General features: G+C 61.2%; 18 protein-coding genes. 10 read left to right on the forward strand and 8 right to left on the reverse strand.

Going from position 1 to position 18,766, the window contains the following annotated elements; translation table 11 throughout:
- The first annotated feature begins 57 nt into the window (after positions 1–57).
- Positions 58–918 (forward strand): prephenate dehydratase, encoded by an 861-nt coding sequence (locus ACFVHU_RS08580; RefSeq protein WP_105661923.1) that lies wholly within the window; start codon positions 58–60, stop codon positions 916–918.
- 49 nt (positions 919–967) lie between these two features.
- On the opposite strand, the gene ACFVHU_RS08585 is transcribed toward ACFVHU_RS08580, so the two are convergent.
- Both ACFVHU_RS08585 and ACFVHU_RS08590 read right to left on the reverse strand, forming a co-directional pair.
- A complete protein-coding gene (locus tag ACFVHU_RS08585; RefSeq protein WP_102598037.1) occupies positions 968–1,642 on the reverse strand; it encodes a response regulator in 675 nt (224 codons plus the stop codon).
- Between the two features lie 10 nt (positions 1,643–1,652).
- Positions 1,653–3,263: an ATP-binding protein gene (locus ACFVHU_RS08590; RefSeq protein WP_388024186.1), complete on the reverse strand. Its 1,611-nt coding sequence runs from the start codon at positions 3,261–3,263 to the stop codon at positions 1,653–1,655.
- A gap of 229 nt (positions 3,264–3,492) precedes the next feature.
- On the opposite strand from ACFVHU_RS08590, the gene ACFVHU_RS08595 reads away from it, so the two are divergent.
- From ACFVHU_RS08595 to ACFVHU_RS08610, 4 genes are read left to right on the forward strand one after another with little or no spacing between them, the layout of a single operon-like run.
- The gene (locus ACFVHU_RS08595) at positions 3,493–4,506 is read left to right on the forward strand and encodes a tripartite tricarboxylate transporter substrate binding protein (protein WP_105661846.1); all 1,014 of its coding nucleotides are present in this window, start codon (positions 3,493–3,495) and stop codon (positions 4,504–4,506) included.
- Positions 4,503–5,006, forward strand: coding sequence for a tripartite tricarboxylate transporter TctB family protein (locus ACFVHU_RS08600; RefSeq protein ID WP_105658222.1), 504 nt, complete (start codon positions 4,503–4,505; stop codon positions 5,004–5,006). The genes ACFVHU_RS08595 and ACFVHU_RS08600 overlap by 4 nt, the downstream gene beginning before the upstream one ends.
- Before the next feature lie 21 nt (positions 5,007–5,027).
- Positions 5,028–6,614, forward strand: coding sequence for a tripartite tricarboxylate transporter permease (locus ACFVHU_RS08605; protein WP_286134293.1), 1,587 nt, complete (start codon positions 5,028–5,030; stop codon positions 6,612–6,614).
- Positions 6,611–7,012, forward strand: coding sequence for a universal stress protein (locus ACFVHU_RS08610; RefSeq protein ID WP_105658224.1), 402 nt, complete (start codon positions 6,611–6,613; stop codon positions 7,010–7,012). Before ACFVHU_RS08605 ends, ACFVHU_RS08610 begins: the two co-directional genes overlap by 4 nt.
- A 69-nt stretch (positions 7,013–7,081) precedes the next feature.
- Here the strand turns inward: ACFVHU_RS08610 and ACFVHU_RS08615 are convergent, their stop codons facing one another.
- Positions 7,082–7,480 (reverse strand): DUF4282 domain-containing protein, encoded by a 399-nt coding sequence (locus tag ACFVHU_RS08615; protein WP_105661845.1) that lies wholly within the window; start codon positions 7,478–7,480, stop codon positions 7,082–7,084.
- 179 nt (positions 7,481–7,659) lie between these two features.
- Between ACFVHU_RS08615 and ACFVHU_RS08620 the strand changes: the two genes are divergently transcribed.
- Positions 7,660–8,676 carry a S66 peptidase family protein gene (locus tag ACFVHU_RS08620; RefSeq protein WP_388023936.1) on the forward strand — a complete coding sequence of 339 codons (1,017 nt, stop codon included), beginning with the start codon at positions 7,660–7,662 and terminating at the stop codon, positions 8,674–8,676.
- A gap of 89 nt (positions 8,677–8,765) precedes the next feature.
- Here ACFVHU_RS08620 and ACFVHU_RS08625 read toward each other — a convergent pair whose 3' ends face one another.
- From ACFVHU_RS08625 to ACFVHU_RS08635, 3 genes are all read right to left on the reverse strand, one after another.
- The gene (locus ACFVHU_RS08625; RefSeq protein WP_332730822.1) at positions 8,766–9,863 is read right to left on the reverse strand and encodes an alanine--glyoxylate aminotransferase family protein; all 1,098 of its coding nucleotides are present in this window, start codon (positions 9,861–9,863) and stop codon (positions 8,766–8,768) included.
- Positions 9,864–9,972: 109 nt separating this feature from the next.
- Entirely contained in the window at positions 9,973–10,665 is a 693-nt protein-coding gene (locus ACFVHU_RS08630) for a phosphonatase-like hydrolase (protein WP_388023937.1), read from the reverse strand.
- 28 nt (positions 10,666–10,693) lie between these two features.
- Complete coding sequence (locus tag ACFVHU_RS08635) at positions 10,694–11,452, reverse strand: GntR family transcriptional regulator (RefSeq protein ID WP_388024187.1); 759 nt, start codon at positions 11,450–11,452, stop codon at positions 10,694–10,696.
- Positions 11,453–11,620: 168 nt separating this feature from the next.
- Between ACFVHU_RS08635 and ACFVHU_RS08640 the strand changes: the two genes are divergently transcribed.
- From ACFVHU_RS08640 to phnE, 4 genes are read left to right on the forward strand one after another with little or no spacing between them, the layout of a single operon-like run.
- Positions 11,621–12,820, forward strand: coding sequence for a TIGR03364 family FAD-dependent oxidoreductase (locus ACFVHU_RS08640; RefSeq protein ID WP_388023939.1), 1,200 nt, complete (start codon positions 11,621–11,623; stop codon positions 12,818–12,820).
- Between the two features lie 29 nt (positions 12,821–12,849).
- Positions 12,850–13,770: a phosphate/phosphite/phosphonate ABC transporter substrate-binding protein gene (locus ACFVHU_RS08645; RefSeq protein ID WP_388023940.1), complete on the forward strand. Its 921-nt coding sequence runs from the start codon at positions 12,850–12,852 to the stop codon at positions 13,768–13,770.
- A 2-nt stretch (positions 13,771–13,772) separates the two neighbouring features.
- Positions 13,773–14,549 carry a phosphonate ABC transporter ATP-binding protein gene (locus tag ACFVHU_RS08650; protein WP_388023941.1) on the forward strand — a complete coding sequence of 259 codons (777 nt, stop codon included), beginning with the start codon at positions 13,773–13,775 and terminating at the stop codon, positions 14,547–14,549.
- Positions 14,546–15,421: a phosphonate ABC transporter, permease protein PhnE gene (phnE, locus tag ACFVHU_RS08655; RefSeq protein ID WP_388023943.1), complete on the forward strand. Its 876-nt coding sequence runs from the start codon at positions 14,546–14,548 to the stop codon at positions 15,419–15,421. Before ACFVHU_RS08650 ends, phnE begins: the two co-directional genes overlap by 4 nt.
- A 206-nt stretch (positions 15,422–15,627) precedes the next feature.
- On the opposite strand, the gene ACFVHU_RS08660 is transcribed toward phnE, so the two are convergent.
- The gene (locus ACFVHU_RS08660) at positions 15,628–16,848 is read right to left on the reverse strand and encodes an MFS transporter (RefSeq protein ID WP_388023944.1); all 1,221 of its coding nucleotides are present in this window, start codon (positions 16,846–16,848) and stop codon (positions 15,628–15,630) included.
- Positions 16,849–16,944: 96 nt separating this feature from the next.
- Entirely contained in the window at positions 16,945–18,615 is a 1,671-nt protein-coding gene (locus ACFVHU_RS08665) for an amidohydrolase (RefSeq protein WP_388023945.1), read from the reverse strand.
- Positions 18,616–18,766: the final 151 nt, after the last annotated feature.

The following is an 18,766-nucleotide window of genomic DNA, read 5'->3' on the forward strand; positions in this document are numbered from 1 at the left end:
GCGTCATCTGCTTTCGTGGATTCCTGCCCAGCCATTGCGCTGGGATATCTTGATTCAATGAGCAAGAAGATTTCATACCAGGGCGAAGCCGGCTCCAACTCGAATATGGCCTGCATGCAACGTTTCCCGGACATGGAAGCCGTGCCTTGTGCCAGCTTCGAGGACGCGTTCGCCATGGTGGAAAACGGTGAAGCGGAGCTGGCGATGATTCCGATAGAGAACTCCATTGCCGGTCGCGTTGCCGATATCCATGTCCTGCTCCCCGAGTCGGAACTGCACATTGTCGGCGAGCACTACCTGCGGATCCGCTTCGACCTTCTCGGACTGCCTGGCAGCACCATCGCGGATGCGGCCGAGGTGCACAGCCACATCCATGCGCTGGGCCAGTGCCGCAAGGTCATACGCCAGCACGGCCTGACCCCGGTGATTGCCGGTGATACTGCAGGTTCGGCCCGCGAAGTGCGCGAATGGAACGATCCTGCCAAGCTCTCGCTCGCTCCGCCCATGGCGGCCGAACTCTACGGCTTGGAGGTGCTGGCTTCCGGTGTCGAGGACGACCAGACGAACACGACCCGCTTCGTAGTGCTCGCCCGCAGGCACGAACTGCCGCACCGTTCCCAGCTCCCCGACTCGGTGATTACCACTTTGGTGTTCCAGGCGCGCAACGTGCCTAGCGCGCTATACAAGGCATTAGGCGGATTTGCCACGAACGGCGTGAATCTCACCCGCATGGAAAGCTACATGGTCGGTTCGTCCTTCGCCGCTACCACCTTCATGGTCGACATCGAGGGCCACCCCGAAGACCTTCCTGTGCGCTTGGCGTTGGAAGAACTGGAATTCTTCACCTGGGAAATCAAGATCCTCGGCACGTACGCGGCCAGCGAGCATCGCCAACGGGGTTCGGCAGCTTTCGTCTAGGCCTGCCCCGGCTTTCTGCGTCCGGGGGCGGCTGGACGATCCGCTGCCACTACCCCCTCCATGAGTAGCGGCGTTCGGGCCTGCCGACTCCCCCGTAGCGCAGGTTCACCTGAGCCAGGTTTTCCTCTGCCAGGTATTCCAGATACCGGCGAGCGCTCACCCGGGACGTGCCCAGCTTCTGCGCGGTTTCGGTGGCCGATATGGGTTCGGCAGCTTCCTTGACGATGCTCTCAACCAGTTCCATGGTTTCGGCGCTGCAGCCTTTGGGAAGAGGCCGGCGCTTTTGTCCGCCGAGCCCGAAGAGCATGTTCACATCGGCCTGCTGCAATTCCTGGTCCGCTGCTTCGCCCAGCGGCTGGTAGGCCTTCGCGTAGTGCTCCAGCCGTTCGCGCAGGTCATCCCGCGAGAAGGGCTTCATCAGATAGTGGACGATGCCGCCACGAAGCGCGCGGCGCACGGTATCCATTTCCCGCGCCGCGCTGATCACCAGGACATCGAGCTCCGGCTGGACTTCGCGCAGGCGCTGCAAGAGGTCCAGGCCGTTCATGTCCGGCAAATGGATATCGAGCAAGATGAGATCCGGCGATAGCGCGCCGGCGGCCTTGATCGCGTCACCGGCGGAGTGCGCCACGCCGACCACGGTGAACCCCGGTTCGCTGTTGACGAATCCAGCGTGCACCTTGGCGACCATGAAGTCATCGTCGATCACCAGTACTTTGATCACTTCTTGCTTCCTACTTCCTGAGCGTGGCGGTAAACCGGGCACCTTGTGCATTGGCCGCGGCCAGCTCTCCACCGCGGCGGCGGCAAACCAGGCGGCTGATGGCAAGGCCAAAGCCCCTGCCGCCGGAAACCGCGCTGTCCTTGGTGGAGAAACCTTGGGTGAAGATCTCGTCCATGGCATCTTCCGCGATGCCTTCTCCATTGTCCCTCACGGTGATTCGCACCAGCTCGCTGGTTTCCTCGATCCCGACCTGGATTTCCGGATTGGCAGCCGAAGCGGCCGCGTCCATCGCGTTATCGACGAGATTGCCGATCACGGTGGTCAGATCCCGCGCCAGCTGGTCCTCGCACCTGCCCAAGGTTGAGCTAGGCGCCATCTTCAGGTGCACCCCTCGCTCGGCGGCCACGCTGGACTTGGCAATCAGCAACGCGGCAATCGTGGGTTCGGCGATGCACGCGGAGACGTCCTCGAAGATCTTGCTCCGGCTGAAGCTCACGCCATCGATGAAGCCCACGACCTCGTCGTATTCCCCGAGCTGGATCAACCCGGAAATTGCGTGCAGCTGGTTGGCGAATTCATGGGTCTGCGCCCTGAGCATGTCGGCGGTGGCCTTGCTGTCTCCAAGTTCTTGTTCCAACAGGGTCAGTTCGGTCTTGTCGCGGAAGGTGGTGACCGATCCCAAATCCCGCCTGGCGGTCTTGACCGGCATCCGGTTGAAGACCAATACCCGCTCGCCGACAAGGAATTGCCGGTCGGGCAACTCTTGGCTGGTGGTCAGTGCATGGCGCACCTGCGGAACAACATCCAATTCGTCCAGGGTCCTGCCCACGCAGTGACTGGGCAGCTGGAGCAGCTCGATGGCGACATCATTGGCCAGCATCACCCGGCTATCCGGCGACACCGAGATGATTCCCTCTTTGACTCCGTGCAGCAGGGCTTCGCGATGCTCGAAAAGCTCTGCAATTTCCCTGGGTTCAAGCCCACGGGTCTGGTGCTTGACCCGGCGGGCCAGCAAGACTGAGCCGGCGGTCCCCAGCAGCAGGGAAATGACCAGGGTGAACAAGGCGTTGGGAGCGATCTCCTGGATCATCTCACCGGTGCTGGGATAGCTTTGGCCGGCGCTGACGATGCCGACCATCTTCCCCTCGTCATCCAGCACCGGAACCTGCGCAATCAATACATGGTTGCCATTGCGCCAGATTTCCCCGGTCCATCCGCGGCCTTCGGTGACGGCGGATTCAGGGTGCAGTATCGAGGTTCCGACTTCATCCGGATAGCTGGAGGTGATGACCGTTCCCCGGGGATCGGCAACGGTCACGAATTGGAGACCCGAGGTGCTGCGCACCGATTCGCCCATGGCAGGCAACGCCGAACCCATTTCCGGCTCCGCCTCGGGCAGGAGCACGCGCAGCAGGGGGTTCGCAGCCAGCGATTCGGCGGCCGAGAGGCTGCGGCGCCCCTCGATTTTTTCGAAGTTGTTGGTGGCCTGGGTCAGCGATACCGTGATGACCCCTGCCAGCACCACCGCGATAATGAGCAATTGCAGTATCAGGTACTGCCCTGCAAGGGTCAGCTTGCGGCGCGTGTACAGATTAGCGAGCCAGAAACGCACGGCACCCATTGCCTCGCCCCCAATATTCCAGAAATCCACGTTGTACCCGGCAGGTCCTTGCTGGCACCTGCATCCGGGCACTGTGCTACCTTACCGAAGATTCGAATGGTTCAGATCACAATTTCCGGTTACACAATGAACAGTATTTTCTTTGAGTACGCAAGAGTGACCCGGCTCACGATGGCACGTAAGTTGGTATCACTCGCAACCCCGATGAAAGCAAAGAGGCTGAATCCCCATGAAACCGTTCAAGTCGTTCCGTGCGCTGAGCGCGCTGGCAGCTGCCGCTGCACTGGCCCTGACCGCCACTGGCTGCGGCGTGACATCAGAGTCTTCCAGCACTGACGCCGCAGAGTCCAAGGGCCCCATCGCGAACCTCCGCATCATGGTGCCAAACACCCCAGGCGGCGGCTACGACACCACTGCCCGTGTTGCCGCCAAGGTCATGGATGACGCATCGCTGGCCAGCAACCCGGAAGTCTTCAACCTTGCCGGTGCCGGCGGCACCGTCGGCTTGGCCCGCATTGTCAATGAGAAGGGCAATGGCGATCTGGCCATGCTCATGGGCCTGGGCGTGGTGGGTGCAAGCTACACCAACGAAACCGACTCCAAGCTGACCGATACCACCCCGATTGCCAAGCTCATCGAAGAGCCCGGAGCGATCATGGTTTCCAAGGATTCTCCGTACAAGAGCATTGACGACTTGGTCAAGGCCTGGAAGGACGACCCAAGCAAGCTCTCGGTCGGCGGCGGCTCCTCCCCTGGCGGCCCGGACCATCTGCTGCCAATGCAGCTGGCCGAAGCCGTGGGCATTGATCCCAAGGACGTGAACTTCGTATCGTACGATGGCGGCGGCGACTTGCTGCCGGCCATCCTGGGCAACAAGCTGGCCTTCGCTGCCTCCGGTGCCGGCGAGTACATGCAGCAGATCGAAGAGGGCTCTGTTCGCGTACTGGCCACCAGCGGCGAAGAGCGCCTGGAAGGCGTAGATGCCCCGACCCTGAAGGAATCGGATATTGATCTGGTGTTCTCCAACTGGCGCGGTCTGGTGGCTCCACCTGAGATTTCCGAAGAGGACAAGGCCAAGTGGGTCAACCTGGTCACCGAAATGCATGATTCGGCCGAGTGGAAGGAAGCTCTGGCGACCAACGGCTGGAGCGACGCCTTCATGACCGGCGACGAATTCTCCGCCTTCCTCACCGACCAGGACGAGCGCGTTGCCAGCGTCCTGAAGACCCTGGGCCTGGCGTGAGCGAAGTAGCCACCGCAAAGAAGAAACGCGTCGAACTCCTGTTCGCCGCGTTTCTTCTTATCGTCGGAATCATCGTGTTTGTTGACGCGTCGCAGCTTCATGTGACGTACTCCCAGGCAGACGTTGTAGGTCCCAAGGCCCTGCCCTACGTCGTCTCGGGCATTCTCATTCTTTCGTCCATTGCCTTGGCCATCACCGTCATGCGTGGCAACCTTGCTGCGGGCGAAGAAGGCGAAGACGTGGACCTGAGCCAGCCTTCGGATTGGAAGGTCCTGCTCCCGCTGATCGGCATCTTCGTGCTGAACCTGCTGATCGTGAATTGGGCTGGCTGGGTCATCTCGGGAACCATCATGTTCTTCGGCGCGGCTACCTGCCTGGGTGCGCGGCGCTGGGTATTGACCTTGGTTATTTCACTTGCCTTGGCGCTTGGTTCGTTCTACGGCTTCTATCTGGGCCTGGGCATCAAGCTTCCGGCCGGAATCCTCTCGGGGGTGCTCTAATTGGAAACTCTGGACTTATTGATGGGCGGCTTCGCCGCGGCGCTGACCCCGATTAACCTGCTCTTCGCTTTCGCCGGTGTCATCCTGGGAACCGCTGTAGGAGTGCTCCCGGGCATCGGCCCGGCCATGGCTGTGGCACTGCTGCTGCCATTGACCTTCGGCATGGAAACTTCCAGCGCACTGATCATGTTCGCCGGCATCTACTACGGCGGGATGTATGGCGGGTCAACCACCTCGATCCTGCTCAACACCCCGGGGGAATCGGCAACAGTCATCACAGCCATCGAAGGCCACAAGATGGCCAAGGCCGGCCGTGCGGCACAGGCCTTGGCCACCGCGGCCATTGGATCCTTCGTTGCAGGAACCATCGGTACCGCGCTGCTGGTGACCGTCGCCCCGATCGTCGTGAAGTTCGCGGTGAGCCTTGGCGCACCGAGCTACTTCGCCATCATGGTCCTCGCTTTGGTAACTGTCACCGCAGTCTTGGGCTCTTCCAAGATCCGCGGGTTCGCTTCCCTGGGCTTGGGCTTGGCCATTGGCTTGGTCGGCATGGACCCGGTCTCCGGGCAGCAGCGACTGACTTTCGGCTTCGCGCCCCTGGTGGACGGCATGGACATCGTGGTGGTCGCCGTGGCGATCTTCGCCATTGGCGAGGCGCTGTGGATTGCCGCGCACTTGCGCACCAGCCCGGCCCGCACCATTCCGGTGGGTGCCCCGTGGATGGGCAAGGAAGATTGGAAGCGTTCGTGGAAGCCCTGGCTTCGCGGTACCGCCTTTGGGTTCCCCTTCGGCGCGCTGCCTGCCGGCGGTGCCGAAGTTCCGACCTTCCTGTCCTACGTCACGGAAAAGAAGCTGTCCAAGCATCCTGAGGAGTTCGGCCACGGCGCCATTGAGGGCGTTGCCGGCCCGGAGGCCGCGAACAATGCCTCTGCCGCTGGCACCCTGACTCCAATGCTCGCCTTGGGCTTGCCCACCAATGCCACCGCTGCGGTGATGCTGGCGTTCTTGACCATGAAGGGCATCCAGCCCGGTCCGCTGCTCTTCGAGAATGAACCAGACCTGGTGTGGGCCCTGATTGCCAGCTTGTTCATTGGCAACACGTTGCTGCTGCTGATCAACCTGCCGTTAGCGCCGCTGTGGGCGAAGCTGCTGAAGATCCCGCGCCCCTACCTGTACGCAGGCATCTTGTTCTTCGCAACGCTGGGCGCCTTCTCGGTGAACATGCAGGTAGCTGATCTCTGGCTGCTGCTGCTGATCGGTTTGTTGGGCTTTGCCTTGCGCCGCTTCGGCCTGCCAGTGCTTCCGCTGATCCTTGGTGTCATCATCGGCCCCATGGCCGAGGAACAGCTGCGCAAGACCTTCCAGCTTTCTGCTGGTGAAGTCTCAGGTCTCTGGAGCGAGCCGCTGGCCGTGGGCATCTACGTGCTCATCGCCGTCCTGCTCCTGCTGCCAGTGCTGATCTCCGTTATTCGGCGCAAACGCGGGACAGCGTCTGCCGCCGCCGAGGCCCTGCTGGGCGACGATGCAGCTGGCGGCCCCGAGCCGGAACAGGCGAAGCCTGGCCACGGAAATGAGAACAGCAAGGCTGCTGAAAGGAATGAATCATGACGATCGTAGTGGGCTATATTCCCTCGCCAGAAGGCGAAGCCGCCTTGGAACGAGCCATTCTCGAAGCCAGGCGCAGCGAGGTGCGATTGATCGTAGTGAACTCTTCGAAGGGCGATCAGCTCGTTGACGACAGGCTCATTGACGCGAAGCAGTACCACGAGCTGGAAGCCCGCCTTTCTGATGCCGGCATCGATTTCTGGATTGAGCGCCACACCCAGGGTGCCGATGCGGCAGACCAGATCCTGCATATAGCCCAGGCCCAACGAGCCGAGCTGATCGTGATCGGCCTGCGCAAGCGGACGGCAATGGGCAAGTTCCTCATGGGGAGCAACGCGCAAAGGATTCTGCTCCAGGCCTCCTGCCCGGTGCTGTCGCTCAAAGCGTCCAGCGACTGGTAGTTCTGCACGCTGTTCGCTCAACAACGGCCGATGGCCCGCACCACGGGTGCGGGCCATTGGCCGTTGGACTTACTTCTGGTAAGGGTTGGCTGGCGGAGTGCCGCCGCCATTGGCGGTTGGATCCTGCGGCTGCTGGGGTGCAGGAGGATTACCCGGGTGCGGGCGGTAGCCGCCTTCTGCCGGCGGGATGCCACCGGCCAGACGAACGAGTTCAGTGGTGTTCTCTGCCGTGCGGATCTGTGCCAGCAAGGATTCGAGTCCTGCACGGACCAGGACCAAATAGACCAGGGACACCAAAGGACCCACGATCAGGAGCATGAGGAAGCCGAGCATTGCATCAGCCATGAACCCGGAAATCACGATTCCGAGGTAGCCGATCGCCAACAGGACCATGATCAGGATGTAAACGATCTTGATGATCGATGGCGTGATGAATTGCTTGAATTCCAAGTCGAAGAGGGACTTCACCTTATTTGCTTCTTTCTTTAGAGAAATTGCGCTGTCCCGCCCACGTTATCGAATTTCGCAGTATTCTCCCAGTAGCTGGAGCGGAATATCTTCATTTGTTGCGAAAATTTCGCCAACTAGTCGCCTGCGACTGCGTGCGGGTTATTATCCCCTGCCAAGCCAGACCCTAGACTGATTGCATGACAAGCCATGAGAAGCCGACCATCGTCCCAGCCCGATTGCAATCCGGAGACACCATCAGGGCCATCGCGCCATCGTGCTCCCGCGCCTTCGTGATGGAATTCGACAATACGAAGTGGATCACTGAACGCTTCGAGGCCATGGGGTTCAAGCAGGAATTCGGCGATCACGTAGACGAGAACGATGACTTCGACAGCTCGCCGATCCCGTCGCGCGTGGCCGATCTGCACGCCGCATTTGCCGATCCATCTGTCGCCGGAATCATCTCGGTCATTGGCGGCTTCAATGCAAACGAGCTGCTCCCCTACCTCGATTGGGATCTCATTGCCGCCAATCCCAAGGTCTTCTGCGGCTACTCGGATTTCACGGCGCTGGCAAACGCCGTGCATGCCAAGACCGGCCTCGTTACCTATGTCGGCGCGCATTGGTCCAGCTTCGGCATGCGTGATCATTTTGAACCAACCGGACAGTGGTTCCGGACCGCAACCCACGAGCACGCGTGGACCATCGAGCACGCCAGCGAATTCACCGACGATTTGTGGTTCATGGATCAAGACAACAGGTCCGTCCAGGCATCCGGCGGACCGTGGATCCTGAATCAAGGAGCGGCCACGGGCACGGTGATTGGAGGGAATCTGGGCACGCTGCATTTGTTGCAGGGCGGCGAATTCATGCCATCCTTGCACGGGGCGATGCTCTTCATCGAGGAAGACTCCTCCGAAGACATCCACGAAATCGCCCGGAAGCTCGCCTCTTTCCTGCAGTCCCCTAGCGCCGCTGGCCTGACCGGGCTGGCCATTGGGCGTTTCCAGCGGCAATCCGGCATCACCCGTAGCCTGCTGGAGCAAGTCATCGCAAAGCACCCGATCCTGCAGCGCATCCCGGTTGTGGCCAACCTCGATTTCGGCCACACTTCCCCGATGTTCACCTTGCCGATTGGCGGCTACGCCAGGCTTTCGACCGGTGACGATTCGGTGCAGCTGCACTTTGCGCATTCACAAGACCAGCTGGGCTAGCCCAAGGGCCACAGCAAAAAGCGGGACCATTCCATCTCCTGGTTGGCCCCGCCTTGCTTTGCGCTCAGTAGGCCACGGCCCTCACGGGCTTAGGCCTTGTCGATCGCTTCCTTCAGCGCAGCCAGCAGCAGCGCCACCGAACCCGGATTAGCGTTGGGGCCCATCATGCCGACGCGCCATACGGTGCTCGCGTACTTGCCGACACCGCCGCCGATTTCAATATTGAAGCGGTCGAGCAGGTATCCACGGACCTTCGCCGAATCAACGCCTTCAGGAACGTAGACCGTCGTCAGCTGCGGCAGGCGGTACCCCTCCTGGGCGAATAGCTCCAGGCCCATTTCCTGCAAGCCATCTTGCAGCAAGCCTCCCGCTTCCTGATGGCGGGCGGTGACCGCGTCCAGGCCCTCAGCCAGGATGCGGTCGATGCCGGCTTCCAGCGATGCGACCATCGAGACCGGTGCGGTGTGGTGGTAGGTGCGTTGGCCCCCGGTGGAACCTGTGGCGTAGCCGCCGAGCAAGCCCAGATCCAGATACCAGGATTGGGGCTTCTGGACGCGGCGCTCGAAAGCACGGTCTGAAATGGTAAATGGTGCCAATCCCGGAGCCACGCCGAGGCATTTCTGCGTGCCGGCATAGCCAACGTCAATCCCCCATTCATCAGCCAGCACCGGCATGCCGCCAATGGAGGTCACCGCATCGGTGATCAGCAGTGCATCGCCCTTGATTGCGCCCAGCGCGGCTATATCGGAAACAACTCCGGTACTGGTTTCAGCATGCACGCCGGCAATGACGGTTGGGTTCGGGTGCGCCGCGGCAACGCGTTCGGCATCGATCGGCGTGCCGTATTCATGCTCGACGCGGACTACTTCAGCGCCAGCGCGCGCGGCAACTTCGCACATGCGCTCGCCGAATAAGCCGTTGATCGCGATGACCGCTACGTCGCCTGGGTTGATGGTGTTGACGAAAGCGGCTTCCATGCCAGCTGAGCCCGTGGCGCTCAAAGGCAAGGTACGGGAGTTTCCGGTTCCCCAGAGAGTACGCAAGCCATCAGCAACGCGATCCATGCGTGCAATGAACTCCGGATCCAGATGGCCCAGCAGCGGAAGGCCGAGTGCTGCCGTTGCCTCGGGATACGGGTTACATGGACCCGGTCCGAACAGGTGGCGCTGAAGAACAGTCTTGCTCATGACGACTCTCTTTCATCTCAATGGGATGTTCCAACTAGAGCTCAGCATATCCCGCATCCCAACCCGAAACGAAACATATCTTCCGCATTGCAAAATTACTCGGGTCGAACTACACGGCCGCGGGCTCGATCGCCTTGAGATAATCCGGCAGCTCCGCCACGGATTCGAGGATGGCGGCATGAGGGAACCGGTCCAGCTCTTCGCGGCCCAGCTTCCCGGTCAGCACACCGATCCCATGCACTCCCGCGTGATGCGCGGCCAGCAGGTCGTTGGCGGTGTCGCCTGCGGCAACAACCTTGGCTACATCGCGAATTCCCGTCAACTCCATGGCTCGATGAATCATGTACGGCGCAGGGCGTCCCGCTGCGGCTTCATCACCGGCAACCACTGCGTCGAGAAGTTCGCCAGGACCGACCTTCCAGCCCAAGCCATCGAGGATAATATCGGCAACATCGCGCGAGAACCCCGTTGTCAACGCGATCTTCTTGCCGCTGGCAGCCAAGCGTTCCAGCGCTTCCACGACACCTGGCAAAGCGACGGGCGGATTCTCCCGGTAGTACCCCAGCAGCAAATGGCGGAAACGATCAAACTGCACTTGCACCTGCTCATCGCTGGCAACAGCTCCGCCAAGTTCAATCAGCGCTTTGATCGCTTCCTTCTTCTCGGCGCCCATCCAATGCTGCAGATCCTCCTCCTTGACCTCAACACCGAATTCGCACACCGCATTTTCCAGAGCCCGGTACACATCGGCATGCTCGTCAATGGTCGTTCCAGCCATATCGCAGGCAATGAGTTCAAACATGTCTTCTCTTTTCATCGTGTTTTCCTGTTCAGACAGCAAGGCTTCGCACACGGCTCAATGAGGGGCGATGCTCGCTGGTGTTTTCAATGGTGAAATTGGCCAGATCCGGCAAATACCGATCGTCGGAGTACTCAAGTTTCTGCCCTGATTTGGAGGAAGTCACGCGCCGTTCGCGCAAGAGCGGGGCGCCGAGCCGGACACCCAGCAGCTGCGCGTCCAGTTCATCGGCCGCCACCGCGTCGATGGTGTGCTTGCCTCGGTAGAGGTCTACGCCTTGCTCCCGCAAGTACTCGAAAATCGAACCGTCATCCGCATCGAATTCGAAGAGCAGCCGGCCGACTTCTTGGGTAAAGCTAGTCCGCTCCAGCATCGCCGGGCTCCCATCGAGAAAGCGCAGGCGCAGGATCTGCACCACCTTGGCACCTTCTTCGAGTTCGAGCTGCTCGGCCACGAGGGCATCGGCCGGGCGCTGCGCCAATTCCCGCGTTTCCTGGCCAGCCTCCAATCCGATGGAGCGCGCCCAATCGGTAAAGGACATGAAGGTGGTAAACGATTGGGATTGCACCTGTTGCGCCACGATTGGCGGCTTGCCTTGTCCCCCCGCAATGAGGCCCTCCGAACGCAACTGGGCGAGCGCATGCCGGACCGTGCCACGCGAGGCACTGGTGCGGGCACAGAGCTCTGCCTCGCTGGGCAGGACATCTCCTTCGTGCCATGTGCCAGCCGCTATTTCCTGCCGCAACCAGGTGGTGAGGGCTTGGTACTTGGGTTGCTTCTTGTTCTCCATCACCTCTTGATCATACAAGTGGTTTTATCGCGAAATCAGCGATTCACAAGACGTTCCAGTGAACTGAAAGTGAATAGTCGGACCCCATTCTGAACTCTAGGCGAACTTGTTCAAACAAGTGCCATTTCGGGTTGAATCCGCTCATCCCAAGCATGGATGATCACTGTCGTGAGCAACGAAAAAAATTTCCCACAGACCCAGCCAGTCGCCAACCACGCAGATGTGCTGGTGATCGGAGCCGGCATTGTCGGCATGGCCCATGCCGCGCGAGCCCTGGACGCCGGCTTCTCGGTAATCGTCATTGATCGTGACCATGAGGCCATCGGCGCATCGGTCCGCAACTTCGGCCACTGCTGCATCACCGCGCAGTCCGGCGAACTCTACGATCTGGCGCAGTCAGGACGTCCCTTGTGGCTTGACTACGCTGAACGCGCTGGCTTCTGGGCCGTTGAATCGGGAGCTGTCGTGGTGGCCTCGACAGAAACGGAATTGCAGGTCCTGCGCGAACTGTCTGCGCGCCGCGAAACCGGGCAGGTCGAGATGCTCAACGCGCAGGACATCGCAGAACAGCTTGGACGCGAAAGCACCGAAGGATTTCTCGGCGGCGCGTTCCTGCGTGATGACCTGCGTGTCGACCCGCGAACCACGGTGGCCAAGCTGGCCCAGTGGGTCAACGCCCATGTTGCTGGCAGCGTCCAGTTCAGCACCAGCGCCTTGGGATTCGGTGCCGGCCGGCATCGCCGGGCCAGCGTGCAAACTAATCGCGGCGCCTTCGAGGCCGACCAGGTTTTCGTTTGCGTCGGACACGACGTGGACTACCTCTTCCCGCAGATCGCGCAGGAGCACCAGATCACCCGGTGCGCGCTGCAGATGCTCCGCGCAGAAGCTTCCGAAGACCTGGAATTGAAGCCGGCCGTCCTCACCGCCACTTCCATGCTGCGCTACGAGGCCTTCACCGAAGTGCCAGCAGCCAAGGCCCTGCAGGCTGAAGTTCTCGCCGAGCACCCGGAGCTGCTGGATATCCAGGCGAATGTCATGTTCACCCAAAGGCCTGACGGCACCCTGCTCATGGGAGATTCGCACAGCTACGCCGCAACCCAACCCCCCTTCCTCAAGGAAGCGACCTCGCAAACATTGCTCTCGGCTATCGGGGGCTACATGAGTGGCATCGAGCTGAAAGTCATTGAACGCTGGCAAGGAATCTATGCCTCCAGCGCTATCGGCCCCTTGCTCATCCGCAATGCCGCCAACGCCATTACCGTAGTCTCCGTTACCGCCGGAGTCGGAATGACCCTGTCCTTCGGCCTGGCCGACAAGAACATCAAAGACCTCGCCAAGCCGGCCATGGCTTCGTCGATCACCGCCTAGCTTAACTACACCACGCATTGGAGCAAACCATGAAGATCTCTCAGGCATGTAAATTCTCTGCCGTCTCGCTGGGGCTGCTGGCCCTCACCGCTTGCGGGTCCGCCCAGGCAGATGAGCAAGCTAACTCCGCGGCCCCCGCGTTCTGCGCCGATGGGCCCATCAATTTCGGCATCGAGCCCTACGAGGCACCAGCCAAGCTCGAACCGGCGTACGGCGTGCTCGCCGACGCATTGGAGCGCGAGCTCGGATGCGAAGTCGAGGTCCAAGTTGTCGAGGACTACGCCGCAGAGGTACTGGCAATGCGCAATGGAAAACTGGATCTTGGCCAGTTCGGTCCCGTGGGATACGTGTTCGCCAGCCAGCAGGCCGGCGCTGAACCGCTAGTGTCCTTCGGGACCGCCCGAGGCGAGCTCAGCACCTACACCGGTGGCATCTGGGTTGCGAAGGATTCAGAAATCAAGACCCTCGAAGACCTGCGCGGAAAGGACTTCGCACTGGGCGGCGTGGGCTCGACCTCCGGAGATGTCCTGCCGCGCTACGCGCTGAAGACTGCCGGCATTGCCGAGTCGGAAGTCAACTTGAACTACGCAGGCGGGCATCCTGAAGCACTGCTGGCCCTGGCTAACGGAACTGTCGACGCCGCCCAGCTCAACTCGCAGACCCAGGCAGTTGCCGAAGAAGAAGGTACCTTCAACCCGGAAGACTACCGCCAGATCTGGACCTCGGAACCCATCCCGAATGACCCGATCACCATCAGCGCCGATGCCGACCCGGAATTGAAGAAAGCCGTTAAGCACGCGCTGCTGAACCTGCCGGAGGAAGATATCGCCCAGGTAGGAGCTTTCCTGGATGTGACCCCTCCGGGCCCATTGCTGGAAGTCACCAAGGAAACCTACGGCCCGCTGTTCGACCTGGCTTCCGAAATGGGCCTCACCGAGGACGATATCTAACCATGGACACCACGCAATTGGCCCGTCCGGCCCTCTCAGTGAAGTCCCTGGCCAAGTCCTTCAACCAGCGCCGCGTGCTTGATGATGTCGATTTCACCGTCAACCGCGGCGAGCTCGTGGCCTTTCTGGGTGCCAACGGTTCCGGAAAATCCACCACCCTCAAGTGCGTCGCGGGACTGACAACGCCGGATTCGGGAAGCATCGAATTGGATGGCATCCACCTGGCCGATCTCCAAGGCCGCGCTCTAGCCCGTGCGCGATCCCGGGCAGCCATGGTGTTCCAGAAGATCCATCTGGTGCCCCGCCGCACAGCACTGGACAATGTCTGCGCAGGCGCCCTGGCCCGTGTCACCGGCTTGGCCTCATTCTCCCCCGCTTTCTTCTCCCGCGAACTGCGGGAAGAAGCAATGGCCTGCCTGGACCGGGTTGGCATGGCCGATCGCGCCCTGGACAAGGTCGGGCGCCTTTCTGGCGGACAGCAGCAGCGCGTAGCCGTCGCCAGGGCCCTGTGCCAGCGCGCGTCGGTGCTGCTTGCCGATGAGCCGGTTTCCGCCCTGGACCCGCATGCGGCCGAGAACATCATGGAATTGCTCGCTACCTTGGCGCACGACGAAAACCTTGCAGTCGCCGCGGTTCTGCACCAGCCAGAGCTTGCGCAACGCTACGCAGACCGGGCGATCGGGTTGCTGCATGGACGTATCGCCTTCAACGGTCCGGTCCAGAATCTCGGCGACGACTTCCTGGACGTTCTCTACTCTCCCGAGAGGATTGCAGCATGAGCCTCCATACCCGGACTCGCATCAAGGAGCAGGCAGTGGAAAGCACTTCGCAAATGATCGCTGGAAAATCCGCCCCTGCACTGCCCAGGGACCCGCACAAGGCCGCCCGGCGTACCCTTTGGATTACCGCAGTTGCAGTGATTGCCGCCCTTCATCTGCTGGCCATCGCGGGAACTGATTTTGATCCGGCGCTGCTCGTGGATGGCTGGCGCGGGATGGCACGATTCATCAGCGACGCATTCCCGCCGGATCTGAGCTGGAACAAAGTCATACTTCCTGGCTTGGAGGCAACGCTGGTCACCTTGTGGATCGGCTTGCTGGGTACGACCTTCTCCATTCCTACGGCCTTGGTGCTCGCTGTGCTCGCATGCCGCACCACGACGCCGCATCCGCTGGCCTACCAAGCAGCACGCAGCATCTTGTCCTTCTTCCGCGCGGTACCGGATATCGTCTTTGCGCTCATCTTCGTCACCGCCGTGGGCTTGGGTCCCTTCGCAGGTGTGCTGGCGCTGATCTGCCACAACACGGGAGTGATGGGAAAGCTCTGGGCCGAGTCCCTGGAAGAAACCGATCAGGGCCCGCAAGAAGCGCTGTCCACCACCGGCGCATCACGGGTTCAGCAACTTACCCATGGCGCCCTGCCGCTGGTGATCCCGCAGTTCGTTGGCTTGCTCTTGTACCGCTTCGACGTCAACGTCCGTTCGTCACTGGTCCTGGGCCTGGTCGGTGCTGGCGGCATCGGCTTGCTCATCAACCAGGCGATCAAGTCGTTCCAGTTCGATACGATGCTTACGCACATCATCATCGTGCTGATTCTGATCATCGTCGTTGACCAGGCTTCCGGATTCATCCGCCGCAAGCTGGCAGTCTAGCGCCTCGCCAATCGGAAAAGCGCGCCTGGGCCCCAGCGGGTGTCCGTGATCCTCGCAGGATCGAGGACACCGGCTGGGGCTTCATGGCGACCTGGGCGAATCGTTGTGGTCCCTGAAGATGCCTCGGCACCTTTACCCGCGGCGCAGGTCCTGGAAAGTCGTTGATTTCCACTGGTTGGTATGTGCCGGTGGCGGGCCGTGCACTGCTATTCAGGAATTCCCATTGGAACGACGCGCTGGGGCAAGCCGTGCTGGTTGCGGCCCTGGACGAGAACCACGCAGGTCATGGACAGCAGCACTCCGACACTGCAGGCGGCGAGAAGCACCCCAAAGCCGCTGGCAGCCTCGATGAGCATGCCGCCCAGAACTGGTCCAAGCGCGAACCCGATGCCGATCATCAAGTTCGTGGAATTCATCAGGTGGCCGCTGGAGTCCAGGTCGGAGACCGTGGACAGCAAGTAGGGCAGGATGAAGGTCCAGGAGAATTTGAAGATGATCGCCGCGGCCGCGAACTGCACGGCTCCGCTCAACCCGAACAGCAAACCGATGGACAGCAGCATCGCCAGATAACCGAGAATGAGGAACAGCGGGCGGCGCGGATGGTCGCCCAGGAATGTGGCCAGCAAGGACGAAGCAATTCCCGGGACTGTCGCAACAGCGAGAATCAGGCTCGTCGTACCCAAATTGATCTGCGCGGCCGCCGCGAATTGCCCCATGAACGACCACACCCCGCTCAACGCTACGTAGAAAAGCATTACCGCCGCCAGGGCCAGAAACGCCTTGGATCTCGGGGCTGGCCGGTGCCCATAGTTGGCACTATCGGCAGCCGGGTCAGCGGCGCTTCCCAACAGCACGTTGCCATCGATGCGGTGCGCAACCGCCATGCAGCACAGGGCTAGCCCAGCCATGGTCCAGTAGATCGCAGACACCGCGGAATCCGCGAAGAGCACAGGGAAGAGCGCCAGAATCACGGCGCCCATGACCAGCTGGGCCGCAACGAATAACCCGTAGGCCCGTCCTGGGTTCGCGCTCCTGCCGCTCAAGCTCAGGATCACCACGGTGATCGAGCCAGCAGCCAGGGACGTCACAATGCGGCACACCGCCAAGAGCGCGTAGTTGTCGGCAAAGCCCGAGACCACATTTCCGGCCACGGCAACCAGCGTGAAGACACGAGTTGCCGTCACGAGGTTGACGCGCTTGAGCCACAGATAGGCTGGGATAGTCGCCAAGCTGAAGGCCCCGAGCTCCATGGACAGCAGCCCGCCTACTTGGGTGGCCGTCAGGTCGAATTGCGCCACCAGCTTGGAGGCGATCACCGGTGCGGTCAGCAGCACCATGTACAGCACCGCGCTGTAGGCACCGATGTAGAAGTAGGTTCCGCGCTCGCCGCCCGTTTTTGTGTGCGCGCCAGCCAGTATCGAGTCCATGGCTTTCCTTCGAGACAGCGGCGAGTTGCCGCGGGTAAATAATGGATGCTCCGGCCGATACCCTGGCCGGCTGAGAACAACGTGCCGGGCACGCGATTAGCGCACCGGCACGCTCGAGGATCCGAGTCGGTCGTAGACCTTTTGTCCGCTGAACCAGGTCTGCTGCGCAGTGATCTGCGGCAGCTCTTCGAGTTGCACCTCAAATGGGTCTGCCGAGAGCATGATGAAGTCGGCGGACTTGCCGATTTCCAGCGACCCGGTCAGGTCACCCAGTCCCATCGCCTTGGCGCAATTGATCGTGTAGATGCGCAAGGCATCAGCCAAGGTCACGGCTTCTTCTTCCCAGAGCGTTCCGGGGAAAGCTCCGGTAGGATCCTTGCGGGTGACCAGACCGTAGATTCCCTCCCAGGCGTTCGGGGAAACGCTCACCGGCCAGTCCGAGCCGCCGGCAACCAGCGCCCCGGTGGCCAGCAAGGTCTTGTTCGGGTGCATCTTGGATGCCCGCTCGGCGGGAAGGACGAGTTTCATGGCTTCGGTAATCACCCCGGGGAACCACAATGACGGCGAGATATCCGCGGTGACTCCCAGTTCTGCAAAGCGCGGCAGGTCGTCCGGGTGAATGAACTGGCCGTGGGCGATATGGTATTTCGGCTCGCCCAGACCTGCCTCGCGCACCTTCTGGACTGTGTCCAGGACCAGGCGCACCGAGGCATCGCCGGTGCAGTGGATCTTCGCGGAAATGCCCCGCCGCGCCGTGCTCATCAGCCAGCCCGCGAGTTCTTCTGGAGGCATGGTGGTGTTGCCGCAATGGCATTCAGGGAATCCCGCACCCTCCAGATACGGTTCGATGAAGGCTCCGGTCCCTGCCGGCGGAACGCCATCAAGGAAGATCTTGATGAAATCCGGGCGGTGATGAGTTGACCTGGTTTGCTCGCGCTCGGCAATGATCCCCTCGCCCAGCGGATGGGTCCCGAAAATGAAGTCATTGGCCTGCATGCTGGAAACCACCCAGGCGTGCAGATTCCCGGATTCATCGAGTTCTTTCAAGGCCTGCATGAGTTGCAAGGAGGCGGCAGCGTCCTGGAAACCGGTGATGCCGTAAGAATGCAGTATTTCCATGCCCCGCGATGCCGCTTCGGCCAACTGCCAAGTCGGCGTGGGGCTCATTGATTCGCGGACCTGTTCGACAATGACCCCGCCGGCTTCCAGCAGCACGCCGGTGGCTCGGCCTTCGGCATCCCGCATGATTTCCCCGCCTTCGGGGTGAGGGGTCGCGCCGGTGATGCCCGCAAGCTCCAAAGCACGGCTGTTCACCCATCGGTTGTGCTTGGCATCATCCTTGAGCAATGCCGGCCGGCCGCCGGTGGCCTGGTCCAGCCGCGCCAGTGCCTGGGGCGTATTGATTTCGCTCAACAGGCCCGAACCCCAGCTGCCACCGATGACCCACTGGTCCGCAGCCAGCTTATCCGACCAGACTGCGACTGCCTCCAGGAACTCGTCCAGGTTGAGGGTTGGCGGAACGTTGAGCTCGAACAGGTCCATCTGCCCGGCAAGCATGTGATGATTGTGCACGTCCATCAGCCCGGGCATGATCGTGGCCCCGTCCAGATCGATAATTTCCATTTCCGGCCCACGCAGCGCCAGCGCATCCTCTCCGAGCGCGACAATCTTTCCTGCGCGGACGGCCATCGCATTGACTATGCGTTCATGCGGATCCAGCGTATGGATGGTGCCGTTGACCAAGAGCAGGCTAGGGGCGGTGTTCACGAGTGCAATCCTTTCGAAAGATACCAATCCGGGATGACTCTCCAAGGTCCAAGAAGTGATGCACGGCATATCCCGGCCGGTGCATTCATTCTCGCAAAGTCCGCCCCGAGGGTGTTGGCTTTAAGCGCATGCTTAGTTGGCAACGCACGCC

Origin of the sequence: Glutamicibacter sp. NPDC127525, from assembly GCF_042672105.1 — a bacterium.
Taxonomy (GTDB): domain Bacteria; phylum Actinomycetota; class Actinomycetes; order Actinomycetales; family Micrococcaceae; genus Glutamicibacter.